Here is a 13,701-nt window from a genome sequence, read left to right on the forward strand (position 1 = left end):
TTAAGGCAAAAAAGTACTACTATTTAATAAAATACAGGAAAATCAAAATCCCTCCAAAGCTTATATTTGTTAGTATACGAATTTGTTTCATGAGACTTTTCCGATGTTATCGGATTACCTGTAATAAAACAAATTGATAAAATTTTAGTTATGAAAAAAAATAACTTTCCAAAATTACATAATGCCTCGTGGCCTGGAGTGGTAGGAAAAGGTCCTGATTCTGAACCACCGATAGATATCGATACGATGATTGAGCTTACTGCCAATGCAGAGGTAGGCGGCATTAAATTTGATGGATTTGATCTTTTTGTTGCTGATCCCCATTTAGATATCGATGCCAGTGATGACGGAATCAAAGCGATTGCCGATAAGGCTCGCGCTAAAAACTTAGAAATAGGGAGCTTGGTCGCGCCTATTTGGACAGGTACAGGCGGTGGTTCTGCCATGGGTTCTATTGAAGAGCGAAAACAATTTGTTTCACAAGTTCGCAAGGCCTGTGAAATTGGAAAAAAATTGCGTGATTTGGGAATTAGGCCCAACGGCGTTATACGAATAGACTCTTCCGTCGACCCTGAAAGTTGGGCGAAGGACGAGGTTGGAAATACAAAATTAATTGCTCAAACCTTTCGTGAAGCCTGTGATGTCGCTGCTGATTATGGGGAGTCACTAGCTGCTGAAGGCGAAATCTGTTGGGGCGGTATGCATGGTTGGAAAACAATGCTTAGAACATTAGAGGCTGTTGATAGACCAAATATCGGATTTCAGGCAGATATGGCACATACCTTATTATATCTTCTTGGATATAATAAAGAAGATGAACGGATTCTTCCTCAAGATTTTGATTGGAACGATAGGGCCACCTTAATAGAAGGGCTTAAAACCTTAACAGCTGCACTGCGACCTTGGACATTAGATTTCCACGTTGCGCAAAATGACGGTACTGTCTTTGGAGCAGGTTCTCATGATAAAACCGGTAGACATTGTCAAGCATCTGACCCTAACGGTAAATTGGATATTGCGGTCGATGCAGGTCATTGGCTTAGAGATGAAAACGGATTATTAACTAAGAAGTTGAAACACATCTGTTGGGATGGTTGTATGTTCCCTAATGAAGTAATGATGAAACCCAAGACATGGAATGACATACTGGCTGCCATGATAAAAGTACGTGAGTTACACGGATGGTACGAAGCAGAATGAAACTGTAAGTATTTTATGAGTAGTTAAGTCAAAAATTTGATTGTAAAATAAAATGAGCAATAAAAAGGAAATTAGAGTAGGATTGGTTGGTTATGGACTTATGGCGCGCGCGCATTCTAACGCTTATAAAAGAGTTGGAGATTTTTTTCCAGAACTAAAATTTAAACCAGTTTTAAAAGCGGTTTGCGCACGTAATAAGGAACGGGTCACAGCTTTTGCGGAACAATGGGGTTACGAATCTGTTGAAACTGATTGGCGTAAATTGATTAAACGAGATGATATCGATGCTATTGATATATGTACGCCAAATAATATGCATGCCGAGATTGCCATTGCAGCCGCCGAAGCGGGGAAGATGGTACTTTGTGAAAAGCCATTGGCGAGAACAGTAGCCGAGGCTCAACCTATGGTCGATGCCATTGAAAAAGCGGGTGTTCCAAACACTGTTTATTTTAATTATAGGCGAATTCCGGCGGTTACCCTAGCAAAACAATTAATTGATTCTGGTAAACTGGGCAAGATATTTCATTTTAGGTCTAATTTTTTACAAGATTGGACTATTAGTCCTGAACTTCCTCAAGGAGGGGAGGGGCTTTGGCGTTTAGATAATAAAGTGGCGGGTTCAGGAGTAACAGGCGATTTATTAGCACATTGTATAGATACTGCCATGTGGTTGAACGGGGGTATCAAAGACGTTTCCGCGATGACAGAAACCTTTATCAAGGAAAGGGTTCATACCGGCACGGGAGAAATACAAAAAGTAGATATCGATGATGCCTGCATTTTCCATTGCCATTTTGATAATGGATCATTAGGCCTTTTCGAATCCACTCGATATGCAAGAGGTCACAAGGCATTTTTTACTTTTGAAATCAATGGGGAGCATGCATCCATAAAATGGAATTTACACGATTTATCGCGTTTGGAATATTTTGACCATAGAGATGAATCTATCGAACGGGGTTGGCGTTCTATACATGTAACGGATGGTGATCATCCTTATATGGACAAGTGGTGGGTGCCAGGATTATCCATCGGATATGAACATAGTTTTGTGCATCAAGTAGCCGATTTCTTGAAGAGTCTAGAGGAAGGAAAGCCTTGTTCACCAACTTTCAGTGAAGCACAGGAAACCCAAAAAGTCTGCGAAGCTGTACTAGAATCAGCAAAGTCTAAAAGTTGGAAAGATACAGGGGTTCATTGGCGTTAAAGAATTGGCCGTAGCCAAAAACATTTTTTGAACTTGGACTTATGGTCCTATTACCTTCTACTAATAACGAACAAATAAATGATGAGTGAAACAATAAAGGGCTTCTGTTTAGAAGGAAGAGAAAAAATTTATCCTAATGCCGAGAACGTTACTGCCAATACTGCTATAGTAGATATGGATATTCCTAAATTGAAGGAAGGTGAGATTCTTGCCAAGACATTATATACGGGAATATGTGGTTCTGATAATAGTGCCTCCATTGGGAAGGCAAATTTTGACTGGGTAGAACGTCCGCGTATCATCGGGCATGAATTTAGTGCAGAGGTTATCGAACTTGGGCCTGGAAATCATGGAGATGTTAAAGTAGGAGATGTATTTACGCCACTTGCAATGTTAGGCTGCCAAGATGAAAATTGTCCTGCATGCAGTGTGTCAAAATGGAATCTATGTCCCCAAAAACAAATTATTGGTTTTCATAGAAATGGGGGGTTTGGTCAACGTGTTATTTTAGAATCTGACCGTGTAGTTCCGTTGATGAAGGGGTTAACCCCTGTACAAGGTGCTTTGGTAGAACCCCTATCGATTATCACAAATGCGCTTTATAACAAATGTGATATAAAACCAGGGCAAGATGTTGTGGTTACAGGTTGTGGAATCATAGGATTGATGTCAGCTGAAGTGGCACGTGCTGCGGGAGCAAGAGTTGCTGTGACCGGTATAGCACATGACCGAGATATTCGTTTGAAAAAAGCGAAAGAAAGAGGCTTCATTACTTTGGAAGTTTCGCCGGAAAATTCCTTGACTAACCAATTGCAAAATGGAATTACTGATGAAAAAGGCATTCCTTTTGGGACCAATGGAAAAATAGATTTATTGATTGAATGTTCGGGAGTTCCTGCCGTACTATCTGAAGCAATTGACGTGGTTCGTCCCGAAGGTGATATTTGTGTGATTGCCACTTACGGGAAAGATGTACCTATAAATGCTACGCATTTGACAAGAACATCGTTAAACATTAAGGGTTCTATGGGGTCGTGCCGAGCGGATTATATGTCAGCAATGAAATTAATGGTCACAGGTGTTTTTCCTACTGAACATTACACAGACCTATATGATTTTGAAAATGTGACCCAAGCTTTTGAAGATTCTATCAAGGCTAAAAATATGAAAGCAGTGATTAAAATGAATTAAATGGGAGGTTTCCCAGTAATAAAAAATAATGCATAAAATTTTCATAACAGGCGGAACAGGATGTATAGGTTCCGTTACAATTTTTAAACTATTACAGTCGCAGGAAGTAGGTAAAATAGTTATAGCTACTCGTTCTAACAATGCAGACCCATTAAAATTATGGTTAGGTGAAGACTTAGATCCTAGGTTAGAGTTTGTAACTCTAGATGTTTCTAACTATGCTGAGATTGAGCGTGTTTTGCTAGAGGTCAATCCAACACATATAATTCACTTGGGTGCCTATCAGAGTCCCGATTGTTCTCGTGACCATATCGGTGGTATGGAAATCAATACTGGTGGAACGATGGCGCTTTTTGATGCTGCTGAAAAACTTACTGATTTGCAACGTTTCGTTTTTGCGAGTTCTGCTGCGGTATATGGTATGCGGTCATTGTATTCGCAAGATATCATTCCAGAAGATGTCCCACTAGCTCCACCTAACCACTATGGAATCTGGAAATTGGCTGGTGAACATTTGGCACGCTTGTTTTATGGCAATACCAAGGTACCCACAATTTGCCTTCGAATCAATACAACCTATGGTAAAGGAAGGGATAAAGGAAAAACGTCGGCACCGACCAATGCTTTGAAAGCAATCGCCATGGGGGCTGTTAAAGGTGAGTTAATGACTTTCGAAATGCCTTATCAAGGCAAGGAAAACTACCATTTTGTTGAAGACGTTGGTGCGCAATTCGCAGCCGTTACCTTACAACCTTATAAAGGTTTTGGGGCGTTTAATATTCAGGGCGAAACTATTCCAATAAGGTCATTTCTAGAATTGGTAAAACAAGAGGCAATAGCCTTGGATATGGGTGATTATGTCGATTTTTCTATTGTTGAAAATGCACCGCCCAATCTTTTTATTTGCGATTTAGACCATAAAAAAATAGCGAGCACCTTCAAAAATCTTCCGCTTACCGATATTTCTGAAGGAATTCGAAAGTCAATTTTAGAATTCAAAAAGATGGCCGAAAATGGAACACTTGAATATTCAACACCAGCATCATGAATACCATCGGAATCGGATTTATTGGTGCAGGCGATATCGCCAATCTGCATGCAGAAGCGATTAATGATTTAACAGGAGCCAAGTTGATTGGACTATGGAATCGCACTCCTGAAAAGGCAAAAGCTAAGGCTGAACAATTCGGTTGTAAGACCTATGATTCTGTTGAAGAATTACTCGCTGATGCTGAAATAGATGCTGTTTTCATTTTAACAAATATGGAAACCCATTGTGAGTATACAATACAGGCTGCGCAAGCGGGAAAACATGTTTTAGTAGAAAAGCCAGCCGCCTCGAACTGTACAGAATTGAAGGAAATGCAAGCAGCTATTCAAAAAGCGGGAGTGCAATGTATGCCTGTACACAATTATATCTATGAACCAGGAATTGAGCGTGCAAAATCTATGATAGAAGATGGCAAGCTGGGTGATATTGTACAGTTTTATATGATGTATAACATTCATCATACCGATGAAATACGTGCACGTTATCCAGGAGTTATTCGCCAAATATTGACCCATCACAGCTATACGATGCTGTATCTAGCCGGAGAACCGAAAACGGTCAGTTGTTTTAAAAACACGGTAGATGATAGGATCGCCCCACAGGAAAATGTGGCCATGGCAAATATTCAAATGCAAAATGGCACGCTAAGTCATCTTTGTGCAAGTTTTGCGAACGATGACCATGCAGGTGATCCCTGGACCTGTATTATAAAGGTGATAGGTACCAAAGGTAGTACGCGATACAGTTATCGTGATTTTGTGATTAACGACAGAAACGGAGCGCATTCTCAAACGTATCAGAATTATTCTGAATCTATTAAAAATACGGCTAAACATTTTATAGATCGTGTGGTACGGTTAGGTGAAAAGCCACTTTCTAGCTTACAAGATGCAATTACCTGTCAAAAAATAATAGAAGCTTGTGAACTATCAGTAGAAAAGGGGATTCACGTTACTTTAAAGAAATAACAATCATGGATAAAATTGATAAAGAAATGAAAGTAGTTATCGGAGCATTACTATTGTTGACCATACTGTTTACAGGATGTAGCGAAAAGAAAAAGGGTGTAATTGAACTGAATAAAAATGACCATATCGTTCTCATAGGGAATAATTTAGCATCTCGAATGTTAAATTTTGGGCATTTTGAGACCGAAATGCATTTGCGTTATCCTGACAGTTCTTTGTTCATTAGAAATATGGCCGACCCGGGTAATACGCCTGGGTTTAGACCACATTCCTCAAGAAAGTTACCTTGGGCCTTTCCAGGTGCGGAAAAATTCCATCAAGATGAGTTAGGAAATGAATCGGGAAGTATCGGTTTTTTTCCAACGGAAGATGAATGGTTGTCTAATTTGGATGCGGATGTCATTCTCGCGTTCTTCGGATATAATGAATCTTTTGAAGGTGAAAAGGGATTGCAAAATTTTAAGGAAGAACTTGAGGCATTTATAATACATTCTCAGAAACAAAAGTATAATGGAACTGGATCTGCTGAATTAGTTTTAGTGTCGCCCATAGCTTTTGAAGATCTCTCCGCGAAAATGGATTTGCCGAACGGTATCGAAGAAAATAAAAATCTGAAATTGTATGCAGAAGCTATGCGAGAGGTTGCGGGTCGAAATAAAGTTCCATTTATAGATGCTTTTACCCCAAGTAAAACATGGATGAATTCTGAAAGCGCAATTACCGCAGATGGGTTTCAATTAAATGATTCGGGGTATCGGAAATTCGCCAACTTACTGGCTGATGAGGTTTTCGGAAAAGTAGCTGTTTCGAACGAAGTGTCCCGCGAATTAGTTCACGAAGCCGTTATGGAAAAAAACTGGTTTTGGCACAATGAAATTAAACTTCCCAACGGGGTTCATGCTTGGGGTCGTCGTTACGATCCTTTTGGTCCTGACAACTATCCTTTTGAAAAAGAGAAAATCAACCAAATGATAGCTATTCGAGATACGGCTATATGGGAAACAGCTCAAGGTAGAAGCTTTGATTTGGCCGCTGCAGATGCGAAAACAAGAACGCTTCCTCCTGTAAAATCAAATTATGACGATGGTATGGGTAATGTTGAAGATGGATATAAATATGGACAAGATGCTTTAGATAGAATTAAGGTTGCTCCCGGATATAAAATAGAACTTTTCGCTTCGGAAGAAGATTTTCCAGATTTAGCGAATCCGGTTCAGCTATCCTTTGATAATAAAGGTAGGCTTTGGGTGGGAGTTATGCCATCTTATCCCCATTATAAACCTGGAGATAGCAAACCCCAAGACAAACTGATTATATTGGAGGATACGGACAACGATGGTAAGGCAGACAAGCAAACTACTTTTGTTGACGATTTAAATTTAACGATTGGATTTGAATTTGCACCTGAGGGGGTCTATGTTTCTCAAGGAACCAATCTTGTTTTGTTAAAGGATACCGATGGTGACGACAAAGCTGATGAGAAGGAAATTATCTTAAGTGGATTCGATGACCACGATACCCATCATACTGCGGGGGCTTTTGCTTCCGATCCTTCCGGGGCAATTTACATGGGTGAAGGGGTGTTTTTACACACTAATATAGAGACCGCTTATGGGCCCGTTCGTGCAACCAACGGAGGCTTTTACCGCTATAGTCCGCAACGTCATTATTTAGAACGTACAGCGCAACTTCCTATTCCCAATCCATGGGGTATTGCCTTCGATGATTGGGGGCAACCATTTTTCGCTCATACGTCTGGGCCTGACATGACTTGGATGACACCAGGTACGATTAAACCGCGTTATGGGCAAGCTAGCCCGTTACCTGAAAATTTGATACAGGACGAACATCGTGTAAGACCTACTTCGGGACTTGAGTTTATTTCAAGCCGTCATTTTCCCGATGAAGTTCAAGGAGATTTAATTATAAATAATACAATTGGTTTCTTGGGTACCAAACAACATACAATGGTCGATGACCCGAATAGTTCTGGCTATGTGAGTAAGCATCGGCAAGATTTGGTTACTTCTACAGATACCAACTTTAGACCTGTGGATATGGAATTTGCTCCTGACGGTTCGTTGTATTTAATTGATTGGCATAATGTTTTGGTTGGCCATATGCAGCACAATGCCAGAGATCCGTTACGAGACCATGTTCATGGGCGAATTTATAGGATCACGTATCCATCACGACCTTTGGTTGAGCCAGCTAAAGTAGCTGATGCAAATATCGAAGAATTGCTGGATAATTTAAAACTTCCTGAATTTAGAACACGGTATCGAACTAAAAGGGAATTACGAGCTAGAGATTTTGAAACTGTATTATCTAAGCTTGGGGAATGGGTCGATACTTTGGATAAAAAGGACCCACAATATGAGCACCACCTATTGGAAGCCTTATGGGTTACTTGGGGGTTAGACCGAGTCGATGCTGATTTGTTGAATCAAGTTTTAAAAGCTATGGACTTTAGGGCACGTGCCGCTGCAGTCAAAGTATTACGGTATTCTGGTCATCAAATCGATAACCAAGTAGATTTGTTAATGGCTGCCGCAAAGGATGAAAATCCGCGTGTGCGTTTAGAAGCGCTTGTGGCCGCGTCGTGGCTAGATAAAGAAAAGGGCTTAAGCATCTTAGAAGTGGCAGGAAAAATGCCACTAGATAGTTGGATGGAAAAACCATTTGAAGCCGCACTAGCCCATATTCAAGGTGTAAATGTTGGGCAAGATCCTGAGGGTGGTACAAAAACCGATTTAGAAGGTGCATCGAAAAAATTGTTCGTTAAAGGTGAACAAATCTATAACCGTGAAGGCTTCTGTGTAACCTGCCATCAACCTGACGGTAAGGGATTAAGTGCTTCTCAATTTCCTCCTTTGGCAAAATCACCATGGGTAACAGGTAGTGAAGAAAGACTTATTAAACTAACCTTACATGGCCTTTTAGGTCCTTTAGAAATGTTAGGTAAAACTTATCCTGGTCAAGTACCCATGACACCCTTTGGCGGCATGCTAAACGATGATGAGGTCGCATCGGTCTTAACTTATGTACGTAATACTTTTGGCAATAAGGCTACCGTAATAACTCCGCAAATGGTCAAAAAAGTTAGAGAGAGTACAAAAGATAAAGAAGGGTTTTATAAGCCGGCTGAATTATTGCTCCAACATCCTATGGAATAAGGCTGACGATGTTAAAATTGTGCATTTTTCATACGAAAGGGTAAGTTGCCAACATTGTAGAAGATAAATAAGTAACCCTTATTCAACCAGAATATATGAAAGACCTATGGATTCGTTGTGGGATGTTTATGACTATATGATCAAGAAGGTTTTAAACTAAATATAATAAAATTTAAAAAAAAGACCAATGAAAAGGCATTGCTTAACACTCGATTTAAAAGACGATCCCGCTTTAATTGCTAAATATGAGGTGTACCACAAAAATGTTTGGCCCGAAGTTTTAAAGAGCCTTAGGGATTCTGGAATTATGAATATGGAAATATACCGGATTGAAAATAGACTATTTATGATCATCGAAGTAAATGAAGATTTCTCCTTTGAAAAGAAAAGTGAAATGGACGTGAATAATTCTCGGGTTCAAGATTGGGAGGTGTTAATGTGGAATTATCAAAAAGCGCTACCATTTGCTAAACCAGGAGAAAAATGGATGCTAATGGATAAAATTTTTAATTTCAGCGCTTAAATTGATTTTGTAAAGAATTAATATGCTGTTTGAATATTATTGTTTAAACGGAGCTTTCTAAATCTAGAGCGATGTATCTTGAAGATAAGCTTAAAGTAAACGATATAATTTATAAATGTCCAGTCCCTTATATCTAATTTGATATAGAAGACAGTTGTTAATTTTGTTCAGTTGTACGTGAAAATCGATTTTGCTTTTCTGTCATGTTTTTGACCTTTCTTGAACATCCATAATACAAGAGCTAATTGCGAGAATAGAATCAAATAGCTTAAAGACTAGATGTTTAAAAAGTAATTATCGCAGATTAATAAAAATATGTAGGAAATGATTTTAATGCTATTGATAAGAAAAAAATTTGATTTAAAAATTGGGATTGATTACCTCTTATATACTCGAAATTCTCTAATATATGGTTTGGGGTATTGGCTACTCTTTGTATCTCCAATGGTTTTAAATGCGCAAAGTACGTCAAAGAATAAACCAAATGTGATAATCGTAATTACAGATGATCAAGGAATGGGTGATTTAGGCTGCTATAGTAATCCTTATATTAAAACACCCAATATCGATGCATTTTATAAGGAGTCCGTCCGATTTAACAATTTTCATGTGTCTACTACATGTGCTCCTACACGTGGAGCTATTATGACGGGGAGGCATACCAATAGAATAAATGTTTTTCACACGATAGCGGGTCGGTCTTTACTTTTTGAAGATGAGGTGATTTTACCACAAATAATGGCTCAAAACGGATACACTAATGGGATGTTCGGAAAATGGCATTTAGGAGATAATTATCCATACCGACCTTCAGATAGGGGATTTCATGAAGTTGTTCGCCATGGTGGTGGTGGAATAACACAAAGCCCTGATTATTGGGGTAACGATTATTTTGATGATACTTATTGGCACAATGAACAAACTCAAAAATACAAAGGTTACTGTACCGACGTCTTCTTTACCGAAGCAATGGACTTTATAGAAGAAAATAAAAACGAACCCTTTTTCTGTTATATCGCCACAAATGCGCCTCATGGTCCTTTAAATCTGCCAAAGGAATATTTGGATATGTATAAGGATGTTAAAGGCATTCCTGAGCAGCAACAACGTTTTTACGGCATGATAACCAATATCGACGATAATTTTAAATTGTTACAAAATAAATTGGATGAATTAAAGATAGCAGACAATACGATTCTGATTTTTATGACGGACAATGGTACTGCTGGAGGAAATAAGGTTTATGATGCTGGACTACGGGGGCAGAAAGGAAGTGAGTACGAAGGTGGACACCGGGTACCTCTTTTTATTCGATGGCCCAATGGACAACTTACCGGAGGAAAGGATATTAATAAGTTGACAGCGGCTTACGATCTTTTACCAACATTTGTAGATCTTTTAGGCCTCGATTTTAATCCGGTGAAACCTTTAGATGGTAAAAGTTTGAAGCCTTTGCTTTATGACCAGGTAGCGGATTGGCCCAATCGTATTCTGTACATAGATACCCAAAGACTCCAAAACTTGGTGAAATACAGGAAATATTCCGTTATGGATGATAATTGGCGTTTTGTGAACGGGACTGAACTTTACAATATGAACAGTGATCGAAGTCAGGTTAAAAATGTTTTTGACCAGCACCCCGAGGTGGTTGAAAAACTGGCCGAGGGATATGAAAAATGGTGGCAGTCATTTATGGATGAAGGTGTCAACGAACGTTATGCTTATATTAAAGTAGGGACGACCCAGGAAAACCCTAGCCGAATTTCCACTCATGATATGTTGACTGGTAAATTTGAGAGTATGTGGCATCAATATGGAGCTGTAAGCGCTACTCAAGTTTCCGGAAAGTGGAAAATAGAATTTGTGGAGAACGGAGAATATAAAATTAGTCTACGCCGATTTCCAAGGGAAAGTGGACTGGCCATAAATGAAACTTTTCCAGCACATGAAGAAATTGTGGAGTTGGAGAGTTCTATGCCTGCTAGTGTAAAGTCTGATTTTGAAAAGGCCTATTTATATGTTGCGGATGTGGAAAAAGAGGACAAAATTGAAATTGGACAAAAGGAAGTGTCCTTTACTGCCAAGATTTCCGCCGGTAAATATGATATGGAGGCTCAACTTATAGATAAAGATGGTAGAGTGTACCCTGCGTATTATGTTTATGTAGAGAAATTATAAAAGTCATCTTTTATCAAATGTTCGGTGTGTTATTAAATAAGGTAAATCACTCTTGAAGAGTTTGAAAACCTGGGGAGTCTAATTCAATAAACATCCTTTTGATGGTGTGTTTATGCACTAAAATATAATTGGCGAGGTAGAGAAAATAAAAGAACCTTGGACGTTGATTTTCAGGGAGAAGCCCCCCATTAATAGATTAATATGTATGAGTAATACATTGATGAATAGAACAACATTTTGGGTATTCCAAAACCTAGAACGATGTTGATGAAAATATTGAAAGGAAGAATTAAATTTTTATAACAAATCTAAATTCATATTTATGAGAATACTTCAATTTATGCCACTTCTTGCAATCCTATTGCTTGGGTCATGTAAATCTAAGGGACCGGAAAAGGACGATAAGGTTTTAGATAAGCCCAATTTTGTTTTCTTGTTTGCAGATGATCAGACTTTTGAAAGTGTTAGGGCTTTAGGATTTGATGAAGTTTATACTCCTAATTTAGATCGCTTGGTAAATGAAGGCACTTCTTTTACCCATGCGTACAATATGGGCGGATGGAACGGGGCCATATGCGTGGCATCCCGAGCCATGATCATTTCGGGTTCCTATATTTGGAATGCCCAGGATAAAAGCGAATTATGGTCTAAGGGAGATTCAACTGCATTGAATCAAACTTGGAGTAGATTACTCCAAAAGAAGGGATATGACACCTATATGACAGGTAAATGGCATGTACAGGCACCAGCCGAAACTATTTTTAATGTGGCAAAGCACATACGTCCGGGTATGCCCGGGGATCACGCAAACGAATTAGATGCTGCTATAAAAAAATGGAAAGAGGAATCTGGAAATATGAAAAACTGGAACGATTATATGCCTTTGGGCTATGGTCGCCCCACTGGTCCGGATGATACTGAGTGGTCTCCTACGGATACATTACAAGGTGGGTTTTGGGAAGGAGGAAAACATTGGAGCGAAGTGGTGCGTGACGATGCCTTGTCATTTTTAAAAAATGCAAATAATAAAGAAACTCCATTCTTTATGTACCTGGCCTTTAACGCCACCCATGACCCTAGACAGGCACCACAAAGGTTTTTGGATATGTATCCACTGGAAAAGATAAAGGTTCCCGATAATTTTTTGTCAGAATATCCATGGAAGGACGATATGGGTAATCCTCCAAGTCTTAGGGACGAGGCACTTGCCCCATTTCCTAGAACGGAATATGCTGTAAAAGTACACCGTCAAGAATATTATGCCCTTTTGAGCCATATGGATGAGCAGATCGGTATTGTTCTGGACTCTTTAGAAGCTTCAGGGAAAATGGATAATACTTATATCTTTTTTGGAGCGGATCATGGACTTTCTGTTGGTCATCACGGATTGATTGGAAAACAAAGTATGTTCGACCATAGCGTTCGAATACCAATGATGGTAGTAGGTCCAGGTATACCAAAAGGCAAACTTTTACATCAAGATGTATACTTACAGGATATTATGGCAACTACCCTAGAGTTGGCATCGGTTGAGAAACCTGATTATGTTCAGTTTAACAGTTTTATGGATATCATTAAGGGAGTAAGGAAGGTAAGTCATTATAATGGGGTGTACGGTGCCTATATGGATGTACAGCGTATGTTGCGTAAAGATGGGTTTAAACTTTTAATTTATCCAAAAATTGATAAAGTGCTTCTCTTCGATATGGAGAGGGATCCCAAGGAAATGAATGATCTGGCCAATAATCCTGAATATTCAAAAAAAGTTGAAACGCTATTTGCAGACTTACTGGAACTTCAAAAAACAATGGACGATAAGTTGGAACTTGAAAATCTATATAATAAAATGTTCAAATAATTGAAAAGTTTTATTTAAGTCATAAAGGCAAAACACTAATTCTTTAGGACTCGAATGAGGTTGTAAAATTAAATTATATAATGGGTCTGTAATTATGCAATATTATTATTATTTTAATCGATTGCTAATCGATAACTAAATTCAAATATTTTCTCTTTAGGGAAGAACTTTCTGATAACACCTATCTTGTATTTCATGGTACTTTTTTTCTGAGATGTATATTGTCATGCAAGTAAATCTTTCCTTTTCATTCGAGGCGAAGTAGATTAGATTAAAACGATGCAAACGTGCAAGAATTGAAAAATCTGATATAGAATTATCAATATGCTTTACCAGTTTCAAAGCC

The 13,701-nt window shown here is 38.8% G+C and carries 9 protein-coding genes; all 9 read left to right on the plus strand.

The window, feature by feature from the left end:
• The first annotated feature begins 150 nt into the window (after positions 1-150).
• Positions 151-1,200: a TIM barrel protein gene (locus AAC084_RS05645; protein ID WP_339838066.1), complete on the plus strand. Its 1,050-nt coding sequence runs from the start codon at positions 151-153 to the stop codon at positions 1,198-1,200.
• A gap of 52 nt (positions 1,201-1,252) precedes the next feature.
• Complete coding sequence (locus AAC084_RS05650; RefSeq protein ID WP_339838069.1) at positions 1,253-2,410, plus strand: Gfo/Idh/MocA family oxidoreductase; 1,158 nt, start codon at positions 1,253-1,255, stop codon at positions 2,408-2,410.
• A gap of 78 nt (positions 2,411-2,488) precedes the next feature.
• Positions 2,489-3,601, plus strand: coding sequence for an alcohol dehydrogenase catalytic domain-containing protein (locus tag AAC084_RS05655; RefSeq protein ID WP_339838071.1), 1,113 nt, complete (start codon positions 2,489-2,491; stop codon positions 3,599-3,601).
• 28 nt (positions 3,602-3,629) lie between these two features.
• Positions 3,630-4,649, plus strand: a complete 1,020-nt coding sequence (locus AAC084_RS05660; protein WP_339838073.1) for an NAD(P)-dependent oxidoreductase — start codon at positions 3,630-3,632, stop codon at positions 4,647-4,649.
• Positions 4,646-5,620: a Gfo/Idh/MocA family oxidoreductase gene (locus AAC084_RS05665; RefSeq protein WP_339838075.1), complete on the plus strand. Its 975-nt coding sequence runs from the start codon at positions 4,646-4,648 to the stop codon at positions 5,618-5,620. The genes AAC084_RS05660 and AAC084_RS05665 overlap by 4 nt, the downstream gene beginning before the upstream one ends.
• Positions 5,621-5,625: 5 nt before the next feature.
• Positions 5,626-8,796, plus strand: a complete 3,171-nt coding sequence (locus AAC084_RS05670; protein ID WP_339838079.1) for a PVC-type heme-binding CxxCH protein — start codon at positions 5,626-5,628, stop codon at positions 8,794-8,796.
• A gap of 187 nt (positions 8,797-8,983) precedes the next feature.
• Positions 8,984-9,319 (plus strand): L-rhamnose mutarotase, encoded by a 336-nt coding sequence (locus AAC084_RS05675; protein WP_339838082.1) that lies wholly within the window; start codon positions 8,984-8,986, stop codon positions 9,317-9,319.
• 324 nt (positions 9,320-9,643) lie between these two features.
• A complete protein-coding gene (locus tag AAC084_RS05680) occupies positions 9,644-11,497 on the plus strand; it encodes an arylsulfatase (RefSeq protein ID WP_339838084.1) in 1,854 nt (617 codons plus the stop codon).
• 322 nt (positions 11,498-11,819) lie between these two features.
• Positions 11,820-13,355, plus strand: a complete 1,536-nt coding sequence (locus tag AAC084_RS05685) for a sulfatase-like hydrolase/transferase (protein ID WP_339838086.1) — start codon at positions 11,820-11,822, stop codon at positions 13,353-13,355.
• Positions 13,356-13,701 lie beyond the last annotated feature (346 nt).

The organism is uncultured Maribacter sp. (assembly GCF_963977385.1).
Classification (GTDB): domain Bacteria; phylum Bacteroidota; class Bacteroidia; order Flavobacteriales; family Flavobacteriaceae; genus Maribacter.